General features: G+C 71.6%; 11 protein-coding genes. 3 read left to right on the top strand and 8 right to left on the bottom strand.

Going from position 1 to position 22977, the window contains the following annotated elements:
- Positions 1-47: 47 nt before the first annotated feature.
- The 3 genes from G6O54_RS11270 to G6O54_RS11260 all read right to left on the bottom strand — a co-directional run bounded on the left by G6O54_RS11270 (position 48) and on the right by G6O54_RS11260 (position 11392).
- Complete coding sequence (locus G6O54_RS11270) at positions 48-8837, bottom strand: choice-of-anchor Q domain-containing protein (protein WP_165224841.1); 8790 nt, start codon at positions 8835-8837, stop codon at positions 48-50.
- 63 nt (positions 8838-8900) lie between these two features.
- Positions 8901-10049 carry a TIGR03032 family protein gene (locus G6O54_RS11265; RefSeq protein ID WP_165224838.1) on the bottom strand — a complete coding sequence of 383 codons (1149 nt, stop codon included), beginning with the start codon at positions 10047-10049 and terminating at the stop codon, positions 8901-8903.
- A 1070-nt stretch (positions 10050-11119) separates the two neighbouring features.
- Positions 11120-11392, bottom strand: coding sequence for a hypothetical protein (locus G6O54_RS11260; protein ID WP_165224835.1), 273 nt, complete (start codon positions 11390-11392; stop codon positions 11120-11122).
- A gap of 327 nt (positions 11393-11719) precedes the next feature.
- On the opposite strand from G6O54_RS11260, the gene G6O54_RS11255 reads away from it, so the two are divergent.
- Complete coding sequence (locus G6O54_RS11255) at positions 11720-12364, top strand: sigma-70 family RNA polymerase sigma factor (RefSeq protein ID WP_165224832.1); 645 nt, start codon at positions 11720-11722, stop codon at positions 12362-12364.
- Positions 12361-16632, top strand: coding sequence for a protein kinase domain-containing protein (locus G6O54_RS38340; protein ID WP_165224829.1), 4272 nt, complete (start codon positions 12361-12363; stop codon positions 16630-16632). The genes G6O54_RS11255 and G6O54_RS38340 overlap by 4 nt, the downstream gene beginning before the upstream one ends.
- A gap of 313 nt (positions 16633-16945) precedes the next feature.
- Here G6O54_RS38340 and G6O54_RS11245 read toward each other — a convergent pair whose 3' ends face one another.
- From G6O54_RS11245 to G6O54_RS11225, 5 genes are all read right to left on the bottom strand, one after another.
- Complete coding sequence (locus G6O54_RS11245; RefSeq protein ID WP_250846831.1) at positions 16946-18181, bottom strand: acetyltransferase domain-containing protein; 1236 nt, start codon at positions 18179-18181, stop codon at positions 16946-16948.
- 735 nt (positions 18182-18916) lie between these two features.
- Positions 18917-19723, bottom strand: a complete 807-nt coding sequence (locus tag G6O54_RS11240) for a DUF899 domain-containing protein (RefSeq protein ID WP_205678741.1) — start codon at positions 19721-19723, stop codon at positions 18917-18919.
- Positions 19704-20018, bottom strand: a complete 315-nt coding sequence (locus tag G6O54_RS11235; RefSeq protein WP_165224826.1) for a hypothetical protein — start codon at positions 20016-20018, stop codon at positions 19704-19706. Before G6O54_RS11235 ends, G6O54_RS11240 begins: the two co-directional genes overlap by 20 nt.
- Complete coding sequence (locus tag G6O54_RS11230; protein WP_165224823.1) at positions 20015-20485, bottom strand: SRPBCC family protein; 471 nt, start codon at positions 20483-20485, stop codon at positions 20015-20017. The genes G6O54_RS11235 and G6O54_RS11230 overlap by 4 nt, the downstream gene beginning before the upstream one ends.
- Before the next feature lie 2 nt (positions 20486-20487).
- Positions 20488-20853, bottom strand: a complete 366-nt coding sequence (locus G6O54_RS11225) for an ArsR/SmtB family transcription factor (protein WP_165224820.1) — start codon at positions 20851-20853, stop codon at positions 20488-20490.
- 597 nt (positions 20854-21450) lie between these two features.
- Between G6O54_RS11225 and G6O54_RS11220 the strand changes: the two genes are divergently transcribed.
- Entirely contained in the window at positions 21451-22956 is a 1506-nt protein-coding gene (locus G6O54_RS11220) for a family 43 glycosylhydrolase (RefSeq protein ID WP_165224817.1), read from the top strand.
- The last annotated feature ends 21 nt before the right edge of the window (positions 22957-22977 follow it).

Raw genomic sequence — 22977 nt, 5'->3', positions numbered from 1 at the left:
GGGTAATGAGCCCGGATTCCCCGGCCGCCCGCCCGCCCCGACCGGGATCAGATGCCGGTCACGACCTCGCCGGAGGACTTCCTCTTCACGATCCTGTCGGCGTTCGCCCCGCTCACCTGGGCGAAGTACCAGTCCGTGCCGGAGCCGCCGTAGAGCAGGTCGATGGCCGTGTCGGTGTGGACCGTGCTGGCGTCGAGCCGGTAGGTCACGCCGCCGGAGGTGAAGCCGCCGCCGATGCGGGCGACCCGCGCCGCGTACTTCAGGTCGGCCCGGCCCCACTCGGCGGCCAGGGCGGCCAGGGCGATCTCGCCGGCGTCGTAGTCGGTGGTGCCGGCGATCAGGATGTCGTCATCTCCCCGGTCGGCCAGGAGATCGGCGCCGGTGCCGCCGATCAGGAGGTCCCGGCCGAGGCCGCCGACGAGGTCGTCGTCGCCCGCCCCGCCGACGAGCACGGAGTCGCCGCCGCCGGCCCAGAGCGTGTCGTTGCCGTCGCCGCCGAAGAGGAGGGCCGGCTGCTTGACCGAGTCGGACACCACGATCACGTCATTCCCCGACTGGCCGTAGGCGATCAGGCGGCCGGTCGGGTAGAAGGTGCCCTTCGAGACCAGGTTCACGAGGACCTGGACGCCGCCCGCCCGGGTGTTGAAGGTGATGAGGTCATTGCCCGTCGTGCCTCCGACCACCAGCGCGGTCCGGGACGGGTCGGTCGGGTCGGGCTCCAGGACCACGTCCTGGACGCTCTGCGTCAGCGTGGCCGAGCTGGGCGTGCCGTTGCCGTCGGCGGCGGAGAAGCTCGCCGTGATGACGGGAGAGCCGCTCGAGGTGAACACGGTCGTGAGGCTCGCCCGGGCCACGCCGCCGACGACCGTCAGCGCGACGGTGCCCAGGACGGTCGAGCCGCTCCGGAAGGTCACGCTCCCGACCGGCGTGCCCACGCCCGGGGAGGTCCAGGCGACGACGGCCGTGAACGTGACCGACTGCCCCCGGGCCGCCGGGTTGACCGACGACGCCAGGCTCGTCGTCGTGGCGGCGGCCGTGACCGTGAGGGTCCCCACGTTGGCCAGGTTGGAGTCGATGACGTAGTTCGCCGCCAGCGTGCCGGAGCCGCCGTCGGAGAGGGTCGCCGCGATGGCGTAGTTGCCCGCGATGGCCGCGGCGGCATCCCCCGCGCTGCTGTAGGTGGCGGTGATGGCGTCGCCCTGAACGATGCCGCCGATGGTGCCGACGTAGCTCGAGGCGTTGAAGGCCTGGCCGAAGACCTTGCTGGCCGGGGCGACCGAGACGGTGAGGTGCGCCCGGCTCACCGCCTGGCTGAGCGTGCCGAAGCTCCCCTGGAGGGTGCTGCCGGCGGCCGGCGTGAAGACGGCGCGGATGGCGTGGGTCGTCGCCGACAGGGAGGAGGTCGTGAACGTGGAGGTGGCGGAGCCGCCCGTCCCGGTCAGCACGGTCCCCGCGCCGAGGTCGATCGCGCCGTCGTAGAACTCGACCGTGCCGGCGGGGGTGACGCCCGACGAGCCGGCCGGGGAGACGGTGGCCGTGAAGGTGACCGACTGGCCGTACACGGGCGTCGCGGCCGGGCCGGTGACGCTCGTCGTGGTGGCATCGGAGACAACCTGGGTGAGGTGGTCCGAGCTGGGGGCGAGCGCCCCGGTCGTCGGCAGGTAGGTGGCGTAGATCGCGTCGCCGGCCGTGACCGTGCTGAAGGAGGCCCCGATCGAGGCCGTCCCGTTGGTCACCGTCGCGAAGCCGAGGATGACGCCGGTCGTGTTGTCGAAGAACTCGACCCGGCCGTCGGTGGCGGGCACGCCGCCGGCCGTGACCGTGGCCGTGTAGGTGATCGACTGCCCCGGCGTCGCGACCGGGACCGACGAGGCGAGCACGATCGCGGTGCCGGTCGCGGCCTGGCTCGTGAAGTCGTCGTTGACCACGTAGAAGGTGTTGCCCGGCGCGACGATCACCTTGCCCGTGGCGGCGACGTTCACGAACGGGGCCGAGCCAAACACCGCCAGGCGGTTGGGCGTGGTGGCGCCCAGGATCAGCGTCCCGCCGATCACGTCGAGGAGCGGCTGGTTGCCGGTCGGCGTGCCGGTGATGATGTTGTCGTCCAGGTTCAGGGAGCCCCCCTTGACGATGACGGTGGACGAGTCGGTCGCGGTCCCCATGAGCGAGTCGGACCAGGAGACCTTGCCCTGGCCGACGACCAGCGCCGGGGACGCCCCCAGCGAGATGTAGGCCGCCGTGGTCACCACGCCGGTGGCGACGCCCGCCCCGGTGGCGATGCCGATGCTGGCCGTGGTGATCCCGGCCAGTCCGATCGCGTTCGGCAGGTAGCCTCCCAGGCCGGAGGTGGTGGCATACTCCGCGAAATCGGTCGCCGCCACGCCGCCGAAGGCCCCGAGCGCCGACCCGCCGATCACCGCCAGGGCCACGATGGTGGCGATGGTCGCCACCCCCTGCTGCGACTCGCCGCCGAACACGTTGTTCACGTCGAAGAGCGACTCCAACGGCCCGCCGACGCCTCCCGAGACGTTCACCACGGCGTTCGGGCTGGTCGGGTTGATCTCGGTGTGGACGAGCGGGACCGCGCTGGACACCGTGAGGTTGAGGGCGCTCTTCCAGGTCGCTTCCGGGGCCGTGGTGATGAGCTGCTCGGCGATCGACTGATCGTCGAGCGTGGAAAGATTGATGGTGACCGTGTCGCCGGTCGCGATCAGGGTGGTGAAGCCATTGGCGTTGAGGCTGGAGACGACGACCGGCGCCGGGAGCACCGCCCGGGCGCTCGCCCGGTCGTGCGCGTCGAGCGCGGAGACCCTGGGCGTGTAGGACCCCGCGGCGGCGTAGGCGTGGCTCACCAGCAACTGGTAGGGGCCCGAGACGACCTGGACGTCGGTGCCGTCGCCGTTCCAGTCGATCGTGTAGGTGAACGTGCCGGCCTGGTCGGCGGGGCTCGGGTCGTCGGCCCGGATGACGAAGGTCGTCGCGACCAGGGTGGTGGCGGTCGAGGGCCCGGTGATCGTGACCGAGGGCGGGGCACCCTGGTACTGGAAGGCCCCGGCGTCCGCGTTCGGCGCGTCCAGCGGGAGGCCGCGCTGGTCGGTGGTGAGCGTGGTCGCGCCGGCGGCGAGCAGGCCCAGGGCCGGGCTGCCGGGGAGGATCGCCATGGTCGGCGTGGGCCCGCCGTTCCAGGACAGGGGGGCGAGCTTCGGATCGGTCACGCCGAGCTTGTTGTTCGAGCCGGCCACCGATCCGGTGCCGATCACGTTGTTCGAGCCCGAGGCCGATCCGGTCCCGCCGATGTCGCTGGCCCCCAGCGGGCCGGCGTTGCCCGCGACGATCGAGTTGGCGATCGAGTTGGCGCTGCCGGAGAGGTAGACGCCGGCGACGAAGCCGGAGCTCGTCGCCGTGTTGCCGCTGATCGTGGAGGCGAGGATCGAATTGGTGCCGCCGACCAGGGCGAGCCCGGCGACCACCGGGGCCGTGTTCCCGCTCACCGTGCAGTTCGTCAGGGAGAGCGTCCCGGAGAGGCTGTACAGGGCCCCGGCGGCGGTCGAGGCCGAGTTGCCCGAGAGCGTGCAGCCGATCAGCGTGGCCGTGCCCGAGTTGTACAGGCCGCCGCCGATCCTGGCGGTGTTGCCGGAAAGCGTGCAGGCGGTCAGCGAGAGCGTGCCGCCCCGATTCAGGATGGCGCCGCCGTAGACGTCGCCGCGGCCGTGCACCAGGCTCAGGCCGGAGATCGCGACGTTGGCGGTGGACGTGAGCCAGAAGATCCGGCTCGTCCCCAGCCCGTCGATCGCCAGCACGTTGGCCCCCGGCCCCTGGATCGTCATCGCCGTCGAGATCGTCGGCAGGGCACCCAGGCTGAGGTTGATCGAGCCCTTCAGGAGCGGCGAGAAGGCGATCGTGTCGCCGCCGCCGGGGTCGGTGTTGGCGAAGTTGATCGCCTCGCGGAGCGACGTCCCGCCGCCGGAGAAGGGGTTGATCGTCCCGTTGTCCTCGTCCGCGAGGGTCGTGACGACGATCGTGGCCACGCCGCCTTCCACCGCGCCGATGTCCACGTGGGCCCCGCGGATCCGCCACGAGCCCCGCTGGTCGGTGGTCACGCCGGCGGGGACCAGGGAGTCGGAGCCGGCGTCGATGGCCGGACTGCCGGCGAGGGGCCGCATCGACGGGGTCGATCCGCCGTTGCTCGCGAGCGGGCCGAGCTTCGGGTCGACGCCCACGATGTTGCCGTTCACGCCGTTGATCAGGCCCCCGGCGTACGCCGCGTCCTGGATCAGGTTGTTGCTCCCGGTGACCGTGCCCGTGACGTCGATGGTGGAGTTCCCCGGCGATCCGGTGATGATCGTGTTCGTCAGCGTCGCCGTCCCCCCCGCGAGGTTTGCGAGGCCGCTGGCTAATAACTGAACCGAGTTGCCCGCGACCGTGCAGCTCTGGAGCGTCAGCACGCCGGAGTAGGCGTTGTAGAGTCCGCCGCCGTTGAAGGCGGAGTTGTTCACCACGGTGGAGTTGATGAGGGTCGCCGTCCCCAGGTTGAGCAGGCCGCCCCCCACGCCGTTCGAGGCGGTTGTGTTGCCGGTGATGGTCGAGGCGGTCAGCCAGAGGGTGCTGCCTTTGTCATTGCCGATGCCGCCGCCGAAGCGGCCGCTGTTGCCGGTGACGACGCAGCCGGTCATCGCCAGCGAGCCCAGGTTGGCGACGCCGCCGCCCCAGTTGGAGCGGCCGCCGGTGAGCGTCAGCCCGAGGAGGACGACGCTGGAGCCGGCGCCGATCGTGAGGACCGATCCCAGGGACCGGGCGTCGATCGTCAGCAGGTTGGCCCCCGGGCCGGCGATCGCGAGGTTGCCGGCGATGGTTGGCAGCGCCCCCTGCGTCAGGGCGATGGTGCCGGCGAGCCCGGCCTTGAAGGCGATCGTGACGCCGCCGGTCGGGTCGATGTCGTTGACGTATTCGATGGCCTCGCGGAGCGTCGTGCCGGCCGAATCCAGGTCGGACAGCGTGTCCACCACGAGGACCGACGCCCCGGCCTCGAAGGCGCCGATGTCCACGGACTTGTCCTTCACGCGGAGCGCGCCCCGCTGGTCCGTCGTGGCCGAGATCAGGCCGCCATTGCCGGCGTCCAGGGCCGGGCTGCCGGCGAGCAGGGCCATGGTCCGGGTCTGGCCGCCGTTGTACGCGAGCGGGCCAAGCTTCGGGTCGACGCCCACGATGTTGCCGTTCACGCCGTTGGCCAGGTCGCCGGGGTTGGCCGCGAACTGGATCAGGTTGTTCCGGCCGGTGACCGTGCCGGAGCCCATGATGTCCCGGCCGGCGCTGAAGCCGAACATGTCCGTGTTGCCGTTGCCGGCCACGATGGTGTTGTTGAGGACGATCGCCCCGGTGTTCTCGAGGCCGCCGCCGCCGTTCACGGCCGAGTTGCCGGCGACGGTGGAGTTGGTGAGCGTCAGCGTGCCGCCGGAGTTGTTGATGCCGCCGCCGCCGCCGGATCCCCCCGCGTTGCCGGCGACGGTGGAGTTGGTGAGCGTCATCGTCCCGAGATTGAGGGCGCCGCCGCCGGCTCCGAAGCCGACGCGATTCCCCGAGATCGTGACGCCGATCAGCGTCATGTTGCCGCGGTTCAGGATGCCGGCCCCCCGGTTCGCGGTATTGTCCGCGATGGCGACGTCGGCGAGCGTCAACGTCCCGGCGTTCAACACGGCGCCCCCCTCGGAGGCGGAGCCGTGGGTGAGCGTCAGGCCGGAGACGGTGGCGATCCCGCCGGCCGGGACGGAGAGGATGCCGGATGCCCCCTGGCCGTCGATCGCCACCAGGCGGGCGCCGGGGCCGGCGATCGAGACCGTGGCGGTGAGCGCCGGCAGGATGCCGAGCGAGAGCGCGAGCGTCCCTTGCAGCCCGGCGGCGAAGGTGATCGTGTCGCCGCCGGCCGGGTCGGCGTTGGCGAGGTTGATCGCCTCGCGGAGCGACGTGCCGGACCCGAGCGCCGGGTCGGTCCAGCCGTTGTCCTCGTCGGCCAGCGTGGTGACGACGATCGTCGATCCGGACTGGTACGCGCCGATGTCCACCCTGCCGCCGCGGAGGCGCGAATAGCCGCGCTGGTCGGTGATGATCCCCGCGGGGACGAGCGCGGGATTGCCGGCCCCCACGGCGGGGCTGTCGGCGAAGAGGGCCACGGTCCTGGTCGGCCCGCCGTAATCCCCGGGCGGGCGGAGGCGGAGGCTGCTGCTCAGGATGTTGCCGTTGGCGGCCGAGAGCCCGCCGGCGGCCGCGGCGTCGTCGATGAGGTTGTTGTTGCCGGAGACGAGCCCGGCGATGTTCCCGCCGTAGCCGGCGCCGTAGGCGACGATGCTGTTGTTGAGCGTGAGGCTCTTGCCGGCGTAGTTGAAGAGATTGGCCCCGAGGCCGCCGGTGTTGGGCAGGAAGCTCGCGTGGTTGCTGCCCACCGTGCAGTTCGTCAGGGTCGCCGTCCCGTAGTTCCAGACGCCGCCGCCGATCCCGGGGGTCGAGCCGTCGTACGACGTGTTGTCGAACACGGTGCAGTTGGTCATGGCCAGCGAGCCGTTGTTCCTGACGCCGCCGCCCTGGCCGCCCACCGCGTGGTTCCCGGAGATCGTGCTGCCGATCAGGGTCGCCGTCCCGAAGTTCAAGATGCCGCCGCCGGAGACGGCCGTGTTGCCGGAGATGGTGCTGTCCCGGACGCTGAGCTGGCCCCTGGCGTAGATGCCGCTGGCGGTGTTCCCCGAGACGGTGCACAGCATCAGCGACAGCGACGAGGGGCTGTAGATCCCGCCGGCGAGGGCGGACGCGTTCGCCTTGTTGTCCGAGACCGTGGAGCGGATCAGCGAGAGGCTCCCCTGGACGTTGAGGCCGGCCGCCCCCCCCGCGGTGTTGCCGGAGACCGTGCAGCCGTCCAGGGCGGCCGTCCCCTTGCCGTAGACGCCGCCGCCCTGGTTCGAGCTGTTGCCCCGGATCGCGACGCCCGTGAGCTGGACGGGGCCCAGGCCGTACAGGCCGCCGCCGCGGCCGGGGCTCGTGTTCCCGGAGATGCTGCCGCCGGTCATCGTCAGGCTGGCGGCGGCGGTCATCAGGGCGATGCCGCCGCCGTCTGCCGACGGGGCTCCGCCGGGGCTGCCCGCCGCGTTCGTGTCGACCGTGCAATTCACGAGCTGGGCCGAGCTCCGCAGGTAGAGGCCGCCCCCCTGGGCCGTGCTGCTGTTGCCCGTGATGACGCAGCCGGTCAGCGACGCCGTCCCGGCGTAGACCTTGATCCCGCCGCCGTCGGTGGCCGTGTTGCCGGAGATCGTGGTCCCCGTGATCGTCACGTCCCGGTTGGTGAAGATGCCGCCGCCGTGGAGCGCGCGGTTGCCGCTGACGGTGGAGTTCTTCAGGGTGAGCGACCCGCCCCCGACGCTGTCGATGCCGCCGCCGTTGGTGGCGGCCACGTTGTTCGTGATGACGCACGCGTCCACGGTGAGCGTGCCGCTGCTGAGGATCCCGCCGCCGCCCACGTCCGCCAGGCCGCCGGTCAGCGTCAGGCCGGAGATCGAGGCGACGGCGCCGGCCAGGACCTGGAGGACCCGGCCCTTCGACCGCGCGTCGACGGTCAGCGTGCCGGCGCCGGGGCCCACGATCGTGGCCGTCTTCGCGATCGCCGGCAGGCCGCTCGAGGCCAGCGCGATCGTGCCGGTCAGCCCGGCGGCGAAGGTGATCGTCGCGACGCCGCTGGGCTCGCCGTTCGCGAAGGCGAGGGCCTCGCGGAGCGACGTCCCGGACCCGACCGCCGGGTCGGCCGTCCCGTTGTCCTCGTCGGCGAGCGTGGTCACGACGACGCCAACCGGGCCGCTCTCGTAGGCCCCGATGTCCACGGTCCCCCCGCCGATCCGCGCGGCGCCTCGCTGGTCCACGGCCAGCCCGGCGGGGATCAGCGCGTTGTCGCCCGCGTCGATGGCCGGGCTGCCGGCCAAAGGCGCCATCGTCTGGGTGGGCCCGCCGTTGTACGCCAGCGCGGCGAGCTTCGGGTCGCCGCCCAGGATGTTGCGGCTCCCCGCGAGCGAGCCCGAGTAGTCACCCCCCGCGTTGCCCGCCAGGATCGAGTTGTTGATCGTCAGGTGGTTGTTGCCGATGATCCCGCCGGTGGAGGGCGCGGTGTTGCCCACGATCGTCGAGTTGAAGACCGACAGCGAGCCCGCGCTGTTGAAGACGGCGCCGCCGGCGGTGGCGGCCGTGTTGCCGGTGACGGTCGCGTCGATGAGCGTCATCGACCCGTAATTGATGAGGCCGGCCCCCGCCGAGCGGGTCGTCGTGTTGCCCGAGACGGTGCTGCCGACCAGGGTCAGGACCCCGGTCGACTGGTTCGAGATCCCGGCCCCGTTCCAGGCCGTGTTGCCGGTGACGGCGCAGTCCCGGATCGTCAGCGGGCCGGCATTGATGATCGCCCCGCCGAGGCTGTTCAGGACGGCATTGGAGACGGTCAGGCCGGAGAGGATCGCCCCCGCCGGCCGGACGCCGGGGGCGGCCACGTTGAAGACCGTCCGGGCCGAGTTCCCGCTGATCGTCAGCAGGTTCGCGCCGGGGCCCTGGATCGTGACGTCCCTGGTGACGCTGAGGGTGCTGCTCGTCAGGGTGATGGTCCGCGCGGTGCTGAAGACCGCGGGGTCGAAGACGATCGTGTCGTTGTTGCCCGCCAGCGCGATCTGGGCGCGGAGCGAGCCCGAGCCGGAGTCGTTCGTGTTCGTCACGCTGAACGTCGCCATCAGCGTCCGATCCTCCAGGGCCATCAGGCCGGGCCGGAGCCGGCGGCGGGCGCGGAGGGTCCACGGGTGCGTTCGCTTGCGGCTGTTCATCGTGCGAGATCCTTGGTGCTGGGGAATCCGTGATCGGGCCCGGTGTGCGTGCGTGTGTCCGGCTCAGGCCGAGAGGGCCGGCCGGCCGCGGACGGTCTCGGCGACGTCGGCGAGCGCCTCGGTCGGGACGACGAACGAGTCGGCCAGCAGGGCGTCGTCGTCGTTGATCAGGTCCGGGAAGCGGCGGGGCAGGACCGCGACGGCGAAGATCTCCTGCACGGCGCCGTCGAACCGGAGCAGGCCGACGACCTCGCCGGCGACGACGTCCACCACGGCGACCCCGCAGGTCCGCTCGTGCTCGGCCAGCCGCTCGGTGATCGGGATGCCGCTGAAGACGGCGGACTCGCGGACCTGGGAGAGCCCCACGAAGGCGAACCGGCCGGCGAAGTCGAGCCCCCGCGTGAACCCGGGGACCGCCGCGACGGGCTCGTGGATCCCGGTCGCCGGGTCGACCACGCCGAGCGTCCCCGCGCCCGACTCGCAGACCCAGAGCCGGCCGCCGTGGATCCGGGGGGAATGGGGCATCGACAGCCCGGAGGCGACCACCTCGCCCGACTCCACCTCCAGCAGCACCCCGCCGCGGGCCTTGTCCTTCCGCCAGCCGGCCGGCTCGTCGGCCGTCCCCAGCGCCGTGACGTATCGCGGCATGCCCCCGTGCATCGCCAGGCCGTTGAGGTGGCAGCGGTCCGAGGGCTCCAGCCGGGAGACGAACGGGGGCCGCCATCGCGGGGCGAAGCTGGCCGAGGCGTCGATCGTCGCCAGGCAGGAGAAGCGGGTGTTCACGAACCAGAGCTCGCCGCCGCGGCCGTAGGCCATCTCGTGGACCAGGACGTTGCCGGTCACGTGGGCGGAGCGGGGCAGGAAGCACGCGTCGTGGCTCCCCCGCGGCTCCACCCGGGCGGCCACGTCGGGCACGTCGTGGAACTCCCAGACCTGGAGCGTCGTGCCCACGGCCAGCCGCGCGGCCGTCGGGTCGAGGGCCAGCCCCATGGGGGCCGGGAAGCTCCGGAAATGGGTGTTCAGGCGATCCCCCTCGGCGCGGACGATCACCAGCTTGCCCGCCTGGTAGGTCGTCACCAGGAGCGAGACGCCGAGGCCGTCGAGCAATTGCGGGAAGCCCGGCGTGTGCGCGCTGCGGAACGGTTCGGGCTCCGCGACGTCGGGAGCGGCGGCACGAGCCGTGATCTCGGGCGGCGGGCCGGATGGGTCCATGGTGCGGTACCTTGGTGAAGAGGAGCGGCATCACGCCCGGCCTGCGCGCAACCTCCCCCCACCTCGCCCGGACGGCGCCGGGCGTCGATCGAATCGGAGGGGGGGCTTCGCGTCGCACGGGACGCCTCGGGGCGTCGTCTCCATCGCCGGACGCAACGAATCGCCGATACCCCCTCACATGCGCGGAGGGGCCATTCCGGGACAGGGATCTTCAAAATAGAAACGGCACCAGACCGATCCATCCTTCACGGCGATGGATGCGCATGTCCTCCGCTTCGGACAATTCCCCACGCGACGACGTCGCCCGATCTGGCTCTGCCCCTGTACGAAGCTCTGCTTTACCCACAAGTGAAGCGGCCCATTCTGGTCTCCTCCCCCTGGTGGGGGAGGGGACCGGAAGGCCCGCCCCGCCCGCCATGTCCGCCTCCTCAGCCAGGGTTTTCTTGCACTCGTGGGTGACGATGAGCCAAGGGGGAGCGGAGCATCGGTCGACTTGTCCATATCCCCTCCTCTTCAAGTGTTCAGGGGGCAGTTTTAGTGTCGCCGAGGGGGGTCAGTTTTAGTGTCGCCTGACACCGGCACACGGCGGCCCCGCGCGAGCCGTCCGGCTTCGTCGGCGTTCACGGGCCGAGAGTGACAGCCGTCCAGGAGCGAGCTCACCGCGGTCGCATCAAGGCCGATCGAGCCGTCGCAGGGCCAAAGGGGGCTCCGCAACGTGGCGTCGGTATGGCGGACCGAAGCAGTCAAGGCGTGGTGGAAGGCACTCCCGCCCGCGTGGTTACTCCTGGGAAGGAGGGCGCAGTATCGCCCCCGGGCGGCCTGGACCGTCGCAGTGACCGCAGCACCGCCTCTGGTGGAAGATCGACCTCTTGACGCGACATGCCCGAGCGACCCCTCGTCGCGGGCCGTGACGTCGCGTCCTCGTCGACGGAACTGGCGCCGTCGTTCGGCGTGGCGGCCATGCCACAGACGACCGCGGGCCCGTCCGTGCCGACCCGGTGCGCCCAGGCCCGTCCCCGGCGCCTCGTTGCATCCGGGCCGGCCCGGCCATCGCTCCGACCGCGGAGGCCTCACTTGCCGTTGAAGAGGTCGTTGCGTGCGGTGCTAACCCTGTTGCCCTTTACCTTGGTGGTGCCCAGGAGGGACGGGGCGGAGTCGAAGGCGTAGATCCCTCTGTCGCCCGCAGCGGAGTTCTTCGCCTGGTCGCCGTTGCCTCGATTGTCGGGGCCGTTGTCCTTATCGCCGGTGCTGAACCGCATCGCCACGGCGTTCGATGTGCCTGCTCCGGCCGTACCCGCCAGGATGGGTACCGCCAGGAACTTGTTGCCGTTGACGGCGGCCACTCCCTGATAATCGCCGATGAAGTAGCCGCGGCCTTCGCACTGCGGCGCCTACTCCAGGTCGAACGAGTCGGAGCTCAACCGGCTCTCGCTTCCCCAATTCCTCCGCTTCCGTCGCCTCGGACGGTCGAGGCGTCGCCGGCCACGGACGATTCGAGGCACAGTCCCGGTACAGCCGGCCGGCGGTGGGTCGAGACAGGTTTCGCGAAAGAACCTCCAGGTCGCCAGAAAGCGGAGGCGCCTGGTCTACCAAGGAAAAATGCTCCGAGATCGGTGGGATCCTGTCGCGAGGATGTTGCGGCGGGCAGTACACGTCATAAGATGTCAGACATGTCGCCACCACCTGGTCAGGTGCCCGAACTCGTCGCGCGCATCGCCGCGGGCGACCGCGAGGCGATCGTCGAGCTACTCGCCCGCTACCGCTCCCGCCTGCGCCGCATGGTGGCGCTGAGGCTCGATCCGAGGCTGCAGGGCCGCGTCGATGCCTCGGACGTCATCCAGGAGGGCTACCTGGACGCCATCCGGCGGCTCGACGAGTACACCCGCGACCCGTCCGTGCCGTTCTACATCTGGCTGCGGTTCCTCGTCGGGCAGCGCGTGGCCGAGTGCCACCGCCGCCACCTTACCCGGCCCGGCCGCGACGTCGGGCGCGAGGTCTCGATCTACCGCGGCGCCATGCCGGGCGTCAGCTCCGGGGCCCTGGCGGCCCGGCTGCTGGGCAAGCTGACCAGCCCGCTTCAGGCGGCGATGCGGGCCGAGCGCAAGCTGCAGCTCCAGGAGGCCCTCAACAGCATGGACCCGATCGACCGGGAGGTCCTGGTGCTGCGGCACTATGAGCAGATGAGCAACGGCGACGCCGCCGCGGCGCTCGGGCTGGAGAAGGCGGCGGCGAGCAAGCGGTACACGCGGGCGCTGGAGCGGCTTCAGCAGATCCTGGGGGACCTCCCGGGGGGCGTCGACGGAGACGCGACATGAACGACTTCACATCCGACCGGGACCCCTTCGAGGTCGTCGCCGAGTCGTTCCTGGCGCGGTATCGGGCCGGCGAGCGGCCGAGCATCGACGAGCTGGCCGACCGCCACCCCGAGCTCGCCGGCCAGATCCGCAGGCTGCTGCCCGCCATGGTGCGGGTCGAGGACGACCTGACCATCGACCCCGAGCCGGGACCCGCCGCGAGGGCCATGCCGCGGGCGTCCCCCGGCCCGAGCCGGCAGCTCGGCGACTACCGGATCCTGGGCGAGATCGGCCGGGGCGGCATGGGGACGGTCTACGAGGCCGAGCAGGTCTCCCTGGGCCGCCGCGTGGCCCTGAAGGTCCTCCCCGGCCACGCCGTGGGCGACCGGAGCGCGGAGGACCGCTTCCGCCGCGAGGCCAAGGCGGCGGCGCGGCTGCACCACACCAACATCGTGCCGGTCTTCGAGGTCGGGCGCGAGGGCGACGTGGATTACTACGCCATGCAGCTGATCGCCGGCCAGGGGCTCGACCAGGTCATCGAGGAGCTGAAGCGGCTCCGAGAGCCCGATCGAGGGCCCCGCTCGGTGGGCCCCGGCCCTGCCCATGCCACCACGTCGAAGGTGGCCGCGGCTCGGGCTCGCAGCCTGATCGCCGAATCGCTCCTCGGCGGCCGCCTGGCCACCGAGGGGCCGGGATCGCTCGTGCGCGAAGTGCATGAGGCGGATGACCCGGCCCCGGCCGAACGGCTCGGACCGGACGCGACCCTGGGTCCTGAGCCGCCCTGGCCGGACGGCGACGGTCCGCCGGCCTGGCGTCCAACCGATCCCTCGAGCTCGGCGGTCTTGCCGGGCGGGACGCACGCCTCGGAGGTCGACACGTCCGGCCACCGCCGGCCGTTCTTCCGGAGCGTCGCCCAGATCGGCCGCCAGGTGGCGCAGGGGCTGGCTTATGCCCACGCCCGCGGGGTCGTCCACCGCGACATCAAGCCATCGAACCTGCTGCTGGACACCGCCGCGGTCGTCTGGATCACCGACTTCGGGCTGGCCAAGGCGGAGGAGGACGGCCTGACGGCCACGGGCGACATCCTGGGCACGCTCCGCTACATGCCGCCGGAGCGGTTTCGCGGCGAGGGGGACGCCCGCGCCGACATCTATGCCCTGGGCATGACCCTCTACGAGCTGCTGACGCTTCGCCCGGCGTTCAGCTCGTCCGACCGCCTGAAGCTCATCGAACAGATCAAGAACGAGGAGCCGACCCGGCCCCGGTCGCTCGACAGCCGGATCCCGCGCGACCTGGAGACGATCGTCCTGAAGGCGCTGGACAAGCTTCCGGAGCGGCGCTACCCGACGGCCGAGGCGATGGCCGAGGACCTGCGGCGGTTCCTGGCCGACGAGCCGATCAAGGCCCGGAAGATCAGCACCTCGGAGCGCTACTGGCGGTGGGCCAGGCGGAACCCGGTCGTCGCGGCCCTGGGCGGAGTGCTGACGGCGGTCCTGGTGATGTTCACGATAGGCTCATTCCTGACTGCGGTGCAGTTCGCCGATCTGGCGCGGCGTCAGGGGGACTCGGCGGCGGCGGAACGGTCGGCGCGACGGGAGGCGGACCAGGCCCGCGCGACGGCGGAAACGGCACGCGTCGCGGCCCAGGCCGAGACCTACCGCGCCGTGCTCAGCGAGGTGAAGGCCCTGCGGGCCGGACATCCGCCCGGCTGGCGCGATGACGCCCTCGGGAGCCTCGCCCAGTTGACCACGATGCCGACGCCGGGCCGCGACCTCGTCGAGCTCCGGAACGAGGCCGTGGCCAGCCTCGTCGAGTCCGACGTCGTCGAAGTGGCCCGGCTCGAAGGGCACCGAAGCTCGATCTTCTCGCTCGATTTCAGCCCCGACTCCCGGGCCCTGGCCACGGCCAGCCACAACGGGGACCTCCATGTCTGGGACGTTGCACGGCGGCAGCATGCGTGGCTGGTCCCCGACCCGGCGGGAAAGATCAGGGAATTCGGATGGCCGGCGGCGGGGGACCCGAGCATCCAGGCCCGGTTCCTGCCCGACGGCGGGCTGGCCAGGATCGCGTGGGACCGACGCGTCGAGTTCCTCGACTCCTCGGGCCGGCCCTCGGCCCGTCCCCCCATCGGCGGCGGGAAGGCGCAGGCGGTCGGGCTGGAAGTCGATCGCCGGGGTCGTTGGCTGGCGGTGGGCTGGGACGACGGGCGGGTCGAGCTCCGCGATGCCGCCACCGGCGCGCTGAGGCGGTCCATCCGCGACAATCCCAGGTCCTTCGCACTGAGCCCCGACGGCCGGTGGATCGCGTTCGCCGGACCGAACGATGCGGTCCGGATCCATCCGACGGACGCGGACGGCCCGCCCATGACGCTGGGGCGGCAGCGTGGGCGCATCCGATCGCTCACCTTCAGCCCGGACGGGACGACCCTGGGCGTTGCGTCGCAGGACCACACCGCGACGCTCTGGGACGTGGCTCGACGCGAGGAACAGGTCACCCTCCGCGGGCACAAGGAAGCGGTCGTCGATATCGCCTTCAGCCCGGATGGCAACTGGGTCGCGACCGCGAGCACGGACTTCACCACGCGGATCTGGGACGTCCGGAACGGGCAGACCCTGGCGGTCCTTCCGGCCCCCGGGGCTAACCATTCCGTGGCGTTCAGCCCGGACGGTCACTTCCTGGCGGTGTCGACGTCGGCGGCGACCGGAAGGCTGGTGGTGAGCCTTTATCAGATCCAGGGCAGGCGCGAGCGGCGATTGCTGGTCGGCCATCGCAACGGCACGCAGTTCCTGGCCTTCCATCCCCGCTCGGCCCGGTTGGCTTCGGGGGCCGATGATCACGACGTCATCGTCTGGGACGCGGAATCGGCCCGTCCGTTAAGGCGATGGTCGGCCCACACCTCCTACGTCACCACGCTGGCGTTCAGCCCGGATGGCTCGCTCCTGGCCACCGGTTGCGGCGGCGATGATGTCCGACTTTGGGACGCCGAGAACGGCGCTCCACGCCACGTCCTCCCCGGCCACCGGGCGGCCGTGCGGGCCATCGCCTTCGACCCCACTGGCCGACGGCTCGCGACCGGGGACACCAGCGGAGTCCTCCTCATCTGGGACGTGGGCACCGGGCAGCTCCTGCGGCGCGAGACCGTGGGGCCGTCGTGGATCTGGTCCATCGCCTTCGTCGACGGGGGCCGCCGCCTCGTCACCGAGGTCACGTCCGGACCGCTCGTCGTGTTCGACCTGGAAGGAACCGATCCGCCCCGACGGGTCGCCGTGCCGGGAGGGATGTTCCGGTTCGTGGTCGATCGCGCCCGCGACGAACTGATCGTAACGGGGGACGACGCCAATCTGAGCCGGATTTCGCTCCGCGACTTCGCCGTCGTCCGCCACATCCGGAAGGGGCATGAAGATGGCGGGATCCAGTCCCTCGCCCTCCAGCCCGGCGGGCGGCTGCTGGCCACGGGCGGGGGCGTCGATCGCAAGATCATCCTCCGCGATGCGGCCACGCTCGAGCCGCTGGCGACCTTGCTCGGCTGGACCGGTATCATCAAGGATCTCGCCTTCGACTCCACCGGCCGGTGGCTGGCGATCACCGGGGCCAGTTCGGACGTCGGGCTCTGGGACCTCGGCCTGATCCGCGACGAGCTGGCCGCCGTGGGACTCGCCTGGGACCAGGCCGTGCCGCCCGTCGCCTCGACGACGGGTCTCGCCCCGGCGGGCGAACGAACCCGGCCCCCGATCCCCGTCATCCGACCCGGGGCGGTCGGTCCGGCCGAATTCGAGAAGGCTCGGGGCCTGGTGCAGTCCGGCGTGGTGGCCTACCAGCAGGGACGTCTCGCGGACGCCGTCGTGGATCTCCAACAGGCCGGCGAGCGACTCCAGGCCTTGCGACGGTCCCGCCCGGCCGATCCGCTGCTGGCTCGCCTGCACGGCACCAGCCTCGGAGTCCTGGCGGGCTCCTTGCGCGACCTGAAGCGTCCGGGCGAGGCCCTGGCCCGCTTCCGAGAATCCCTCGCCGCCTACGAATCGCTCGGCGACCCGAACCCGGGCGACCTCTACAACATGGCCCGCGTCGTCGCCATGGTCTCGGCGCTAGATGGCCGGCTCTCGCCGGAGGACCGCGAGAGGCTCGAGGCGCGGGCCGTGGGCTACCTTCGGCGAACCATCGAGGCCGGCCAGCCCCGCATCGTGCCGATGATACCCCACGACCACGACCTCGATCCGCTCCGCGACCGAACCGACTTCCGCGCCATGATGACCGACGCGGGCTTCCCGCGCGATCCCTTCGCCCGCTGAGGCGGCCCCGGATCCGGCGCCGGCCGGATCGGCATGTTCGACCGATCGGTTACCCGCTTCGGTGTGGTCGGCCGAAGGTGCTCCGGCATCCCGGACCGAAGCACCTTAGGGGTCGTGGTGGTCCCGGCGTCGCTTCCAGGCGGAGCCGGTCGAGGCCGCGCCCGGAGCGAAAGGATGGCCTTCGACCGCGAGGAGGGGCCGAGCGAATCGCCGGGCTGGCCTCGAACCCCGGCCTCGCCACCGAGACGCCGCAAGGAAGCGGTCGGCATCGGCTGCCGTGGCGGCGACCCGGGCGGCTCGCGACGGCGGGGGTTCAGAGGTAGGAGAGCCAACCCCCGGGATGGCGCGCCTTGACCCCGGCGAACCAGCGGCACGGCAGGTACAGGACGCCCAGCACGGCGGCCCAGGCGACGTAGACGCCCGGCAGCCCCAGCGGCCAGCCCTCGGGAGGTGGGCCCAGGGCCGCCGGCGAGAACAGCCAGGCGACCGGCGATCCCCGCGCCAGCCCCGTGAGCACGGCGAGGCCGTGGATGACGTACCACGACAGCAGGTAATAGAAGAGCGGGACGCGGCCGAGCGTCGCCAGGGCGCCGACGATCGGGCCCCGGGCCCCCAGGCGATCGATCGCCGCCAGGGCCGTTAACGCCGGGCCGAGCGTCATCAGGACGAAGAGCGGCGAGGGGGGTTGCTTGGTGCAGTTGAGGAACGAGAGCCCGGTCAGGAGCGGGCTCGCCTGCGGCGTCCATGGGCGCGGGTCGCCCCAGGCGTTCCACGCCCGCAGGAGCACGAAGGTCAGGATCGCGCCGACGCCCACGACCCACATCACCCGCCGCCTCCGACCCGGCTCCAGCCGCTGGACCTCGCCGAAGCCGTAGCCCATGGCGACCACCCCCAGCCACGGCAGGAGCGGGTAGGCGACGAGCACGTTCACCCCGCCGGGCAGCGGCAACAACCCGGGTCGGAGCAGTCGCTCGGCAACGGCCTGCGAACCGGCGCCACCGGGGCCCGGCGAGGGGCCGCCGATCATGCCGTGCGCCGCCACCAGCAGGACCCCGATCGCACCGACCGCCCGGCTGGGCACGAAGGCCAGCCCCGCCAGCACGATGAACGAGGCGCCGATCGACCACAGGACCGTCAGCAACACCGGGGCGGACACGAAGTCGAAGAAGAGGCCGACCCGGACGACGGTCAGCTCGAGGAAGATCAGCCAGAGCCCCCGGGTGGCGAGGAACGCCGCGAGGTTGCCCCGCGATCGTCCCCCGGAGCCCGCCAGGTAGGCGCCCGTCCCCGCGAGGAAGGCGAACACCGGAGCGCAGAAGTGGGTCACCCACCTCGTGAGGAACAGCGCCGGGGCCGCCCGGGACAGGTCCGTGGGGTTCAGGGAGGCGTCCCCGAAGTAATCGCGCGTGTGGTCGAGCACCATCAACACCATCACGGCCCCGCGGAGGACGTCGACGGACGCGACGCGCCGGGCGGGCGGCGACGCCGCGACCGTCGCCGCCACGAGGGGCGAGGCCTGGTCCGCCGACGCGGTCGGATCGATCGACATGCAAGGACTCCTCTCGCGAGGGACGGGGCGTCGAGCGGCTCCGTCCGATGGCGCCGCTCTCGGCTCAACGACCAGGCCTGGACCGACTTGGCACCCCGGCGATCCGGCCTCGTCACGACCTGCCCGCCCTCTCGGACGACGGCGGGACTTCGCCCAGGAGCCTCATCCGTGCCGGCCCATGGACGAGGATACCCGATTTCCCGCCGGCGACTGCGCCGGATGGGACGGCACCGTCCCAAATACAGAAGCCTCAGCTTGACAGTCTTGCGCGAGCTTTTCGGACAGATGACCACCCGCGTGAGCGGGTGGCTCGGACGGGGCGCAGCCCACCAGCCTCCGGCGTAAGCCGGACCGCCTTCGAGCGAGCGACAGCGTGCCCCGCGGATCGCACTGACGTGCGAGGCTGGAGGCTTCGCCCGTCCGAGCCACGATCTGACGATCGTGGTCACCCAGGCTTGCAGGGCCGTGCCGACTGTCAACCCTCGGGAGCCGAATCCTCCCCATCTCGGGACGATGCCGATGGGACTCACTGGCCGGAGGCGGGGACGTCGTCCTGCGCATTTGGACGCGACAGAATACCGCGGCGACCGATGATACGGTTCGAGACGGAGCCCCGGATTACCGCCATCGGCCTGGTGCAGGCGGGCCCGGCCGCGTCGAGCGGCGCCCCGGGGCTGCATGGCCTCCTCGTCCCGCGCGGCGGCGCGGGGGCGCCGCCGCCGGCCGGGCGAGGGCTCATCCGCGCGAGTCGGCCGCGTGGCAACACGAGCCGGCATCGTTCGGAGTCGCGTCGTACTCGTCGTGACGCCGCCACCAGATGCCCGTCTCGTTGCGCCCCCGGGGGGCACGGTCGAGCCACTGGTACATGCCCCAGAGGCCGTCCAGCCCCCGCGCGTACGCGGAATAGGTGTGGTAGACGACGCCGTCCTCGATCGCGAACGCGCTCATCCCCGGCCTGTCGCGCGAGTACGTGGGGGCGTCGGTCCCGCACGTTGCCGCCAACTGGACGACGGGCTCCGGGGCCGGCGTCCGGTCCATCGCATGGCCCCCGCGCCGGTAGTTGTATTCGACGGCCCCCTCGCGTTGTTGCTCCTCGGTGAACGCGACGTTGAAGTCGAAGTTGAAGTCGCCGGCGAGCGACGACGCCCTGGGGAACCTCCACCCCATCCGCCGCTTGTAGGCCTGAAGCTTCGCGAGCGGCGCCCGCGACACGGCCATGAGCGTGACGTCGTGGTTGGCCAGGTGGACGGCGACGCCGTCGAAGCCGTCGGCGATCGTCGAGCAGGACGGGCACCCCGCCTCGTAGTCGGGCCCGAACATGAAGTGGTAGACGAGGAGCTGCGAGCGCCCCCCGAAGAGGTCCGCCAGCGAGGCGCCGCCCGCATCGGTCTCGAATCGGTACTCTTCCTCGACCCGGACCCACGGCAATTCCCGGCGTCGTCGCGCCAGCTCGTCGCTCCTCCGCGTCAGCGCCTTCTCCTCCTCGAGCAGCCCGGTCCGGGCCGCGAGCCATTCCTCCCGGCTAGCGACTTGATGCTCCATGATTCGGTCCCCCTCTGAGGTGACGGGAGTCGGCCCCGATGCGGAGCAGACGTCCCAGGATGAGGTAGAGCCACGTGGCGACGCAGAGGATCAGCAGCCCCCCCCGCAGGAAGGCCGCCGCCGGGAGCGACAGGCCCAGCCCGGTCCAGAGGGCGACGTGCGCCGCCAGGCAGGCGGGGCACTTCGGGACCGATACCAGGATGGCGCCGGGGACGGCCCAGGCGATCACCCCTCGGGCCCTCCGCGCCGGCGTCGGGGCCTTCCGGTCGCCGGCGACGACGCAGCACTCGCTCATCGATGCGATTCCTCCCGGCTCTTTCCTTCCCCCCGCGCCCGGATGCGATCCAGCCAGTACTCCCACCCCTTGTGCAGGCCGGCGCGAAAATCGGGAGTGATGGCCCCGATGGCGCGGTGCGAGAACTCGAGGCGGGTCACGCCCGCCTCCGCCTTCAGGCGGTATTGCAGGTGGTTCATCGCCGGGTAGGACATCATCAGCGGGCCGCAGATCTCCAGGAGCGTCGGCGGCTTGATGACCTGCACGTGGCCCCAGAGGTGCCCGGCATCGCCGCCGAGGTCGCGATACCAGCGGCCGCCCGGCCTCGCCTCGAGCACCATCGGGAACGGCTTGCCGCCCGGCATCTCGCAGCCCGGGCCGACCTGCTCGAGGATCGCCTCGAACGCGATCTCGATCGGCGCGGCGATCACGACCTCCCTGGAGATGGTGAGGCTCTGGACTTCCTGCTCGACTTCGCTGATCGACATGGTCAGTCCTCCTTGGGGGACGGGTCTGGTGCCGCGGGCCGCTCGCTCGCCTTGCGCTCGGCGCGCTCCTTGATGCGATCGAGCTGGCGATCCCAGAACGGCTCGAAGGTCGCGACCCAGTCGTGGATCGCCTTGAGTCGCTCGGCGTGCAGTTGATACAGCCTCTGCTGGCCCGAGCCCCGGACGGTGACGAGCCCGACCTCCCTCAGGACGCGCAGGTGCTTGGAGACCTGCGGCTGGGCGAGGCCGAGCGCGGCGACGAGGTCGTTCACCGGCCGCTCGCCACGGGCGAGGATCTCGAGGATCTGGCGCCGTCGCGGCTCGGCGACGGCGTTGAACGCATCCGAGGTCGTGGGCGCTCGTGCCATGCCAGATAATATACCCTAATGGGAATATGTCAAGCGGCGCGTCGGGCGGACGTGACGGGCGGCGCGCCGGGAGGGCGGAGGGGGCGGCCCGCGGCCCCTGGGTCCCACTCCGCCGGGACGGCGTCCCCGACCGAGGGCAAGCGGGGGATTGTCGCAATACGCGATGGCGGACGTTGACAGCCTTTGCTCCGACGCAGACCCTCCGGGTGGCCGTGGTGGAACACCACGGGACCGCCTCGGCCTTGGTGAAGAGCCGGTCCACCCACTCGGCCTGCCCCCCGTGGTGTTCCACCACGGCCACCCAGTGCCATCTCTCAATCTCTCCGCGTCCTAAACCCCCCGCCGTTTGCGACGATCCCGCGAGCGGCCGGCCCACGCGTCCCGCGACGACTGTGTCGCGGCACGCTTCGGTGGCGTCGACCGAGGGCTCCAGCGACGAATCGACCTCGGCATCGCGGGCCGATGCGGCGCGACGCGAGCCGGCAGCGGGCCGCGATGGCGGGGGCTGTAACCCGGCAATTCCGGCGTGAGGTTGTGGTCGGATCCGTGGGCAGGTACGCTCGTGTTCGAGACTCCTGTTTCCGCCCCGGAGGCCCCATGAGAGTCGCCTTCCTCGCAGCCCCCATCCTCCTGCTGGCCTGCCGGGCGATGGCCCTGGATGGCCAGGTCCGCATTCACGACCCCTCGACGGTCGTCCAGTGTCAGGGCAAGTATTACACCTGGGGCACGGGTGGCGGGTGCCTGGTCTCCGACGACGGCTGGACCTGGCGTCGGGGCGTCAGGGCCTCTCGGAGCGGCATGGCCCCCGACCTCATTCACGTCGGGGACCGCTTCTTCATGTATGTCGCGGCGAACGTCGGGGCGCAACCGAGGGCGGCCATCAATCTGATCTCGAACCGGACCCTCGACCCGGGTTCTCCGGACTACAAATGGGAAGAGGGTGGCGTCGTCGCCTCGTCGGACGGCGTGGAGGACTGCAACGCCATCGACCCGGGTGCATTCCTCGACCCCACCACCGGCAGGTTCTGGCTGACGTATGGCTCCTACTTCGGCTTCATCCGCCTCGTGGAGCTCGATCCCGGGACGGGAAAGCGCCTGAAACCCGACGACCCGCCCATCAACCTCGCGATCAACTGCGAGGCCTCGATCATCATCCACCACGATGGCTGGTACTACCTGCTGGCGACGCACGGCAGTTGCTGTCGCGGCGCCGACTCCGGCTACAACATTCGCGCCGGCCGCTCGCGGAAGGTCACCGGCCCGTACGTCGACCACATGGGCATCGACATGATCAAGGGCGGCGGCAAGCTCTTCGTCGGCTCGGGGGGGCGGGTCGTCGGGCCCGGCCATTTCGGCCTGATCGACCTCGGCGACGGCGTGCAGAAGTTCTCCTGCCATTACGAGGCGGACCTGGACCGGGGCGGCGCCAGCGTGCTGGACGTCCGCCCGCTGCTCTGGAAAGACGGCTGGCCGCTGGCCGGCGACAACGTGAAGGAAGGCACCTTCGAGATCGAGTCGGTGCGAACGGGCACCGCGGTGGAGCTGGCCGTCGAGGGCGAGCCGGTCGGCGGCCGGCGATCTCGCGGCCCCCGGGGTCCGGCTCCCGCCGCCCCGGCACCGGGCGGGGGCCCGCCACCGGCCAACCCGCCCGCCTCGAGCGACGGCGGGATCTTCGGAGGGGGCCCCGGAGCGATCCCCGACCAGGATGCGGCGAAGGTCTCGCAGCGATGGCCCGCCGGCAAGATCGACATTCGCATGTCCAACTACCAGCTCCAGGCGCAGCAGAAGTGGACGATCACGCCGGTCCCCGGCGCGGGGGGCTATCCGGGCTCGCCGTTCTTCAAGATCATCGTCGCCGGGACGGGCCGGGCGCTGGCGGCGACGGAGGACGCCGAGCTGGTCGCCCTGCCGGCCTTCACCGGCGGGCCGGAACAGCTCTGGCGCATCGACCAGCTCGGCGACGGCACGTATCGGATCATGCCCAAGTCCGTCCCCGGTTCCCGGGAGCCGCTCGCCCTCTCGGCGATCGGCAGCAGCTTCGCCACCCTCGCCAGGTTCGAGCCCGGGAGCGACCGGCAGCGTTGGCACCTGAAGGCCCCGTGAGCCGCGGAATCCGGGTGAGAG

This window comes from Aquisphaera insulae (assembly GCF_011064615.1).
Lineage (GTDB): Bacteria > Planctomycetota > Planctomycetia > Isosphaerales > Isosphaeraceae > Aquisphaera > Aquisphaera insulae.
This window is presented reverse-complemented; position numbering and strand designations above follow the sequence as displayed.

Bases quoted from the DNA above. Each gene is read 5' to 3' on its own strand.
- G6O54_RS11230 (WP_165224823.1), bottom strand. From the start codon at position 20,485: ATGTCGATCAGCGAAGTCGAGCAGGAAGTCCAGAGCCTCACCATCTCC.
- G6O54_RS11270 (WP_165224841.1), bottom strand. From the start codon at position 8,837: ATGAACAGCCGCAAGCGAACGCACCCGTGGACCCTCCGCGCCCGCCGC.
- G6O54_RS11225 (WP_165224820.1), bottom strand. From the start codon at position 20,853: ATGGCACGAGCGCCCACGACCTCGGATGCGTTCAACGCCGTCGCCGAG.
- G6O54_RS11235 (WP_165224826.1), bottom strand. From the start codon at position 20,018: ATGAGCGAGTGCTGCGTCGTCGCCGGCGACCGGAAGGCCCCGACGCCG.
- G6O54_RS11240 (WP_205678741.1), bottom strand. From the start codon at position 19,723: ATGGAGCATCAAGTCGCTAGCCGGGAGGAATGGCTCGCGGCCCGGACC.
- G6O54_RS11265 (WP_165224838.1), bottom strand. From the start codon at position 10,049: ATGGACCCATCCGGCCCGCCGCCCGAGATCACGGCTCGTGCCGCCGCT.
- G6O54_RS11255 (WP_165224832.1), top strand. From the start codon at position 11,720: ATGTCGCCACCACCTGGTCAGGTGCCCGAACTCGTCGCGCGCATCGCC.
- G6O54_RS11245 (WP_250846831.1), bottom strand. From the start codon at position 18,181: ATGTCGATCGATCCGACCGCGTCGGCGGACCAGGCCTCGCCCCTCGTG.
- G6O54_RS38340 (WP_165224829.1), top strand. From the start codon at position 12,361: ATGAACGACTTCACATCCGACCGGGACCCCTTCGAGGTCGTCGCCGAG.
- G6O54_RS11220 (WP_165224817.1), top strand. From the start codon at position 21,451: ATGAGAGTCGCCTTCCTCGCAGCCCCCATCCTCCTGCTGGCCTGCCGG.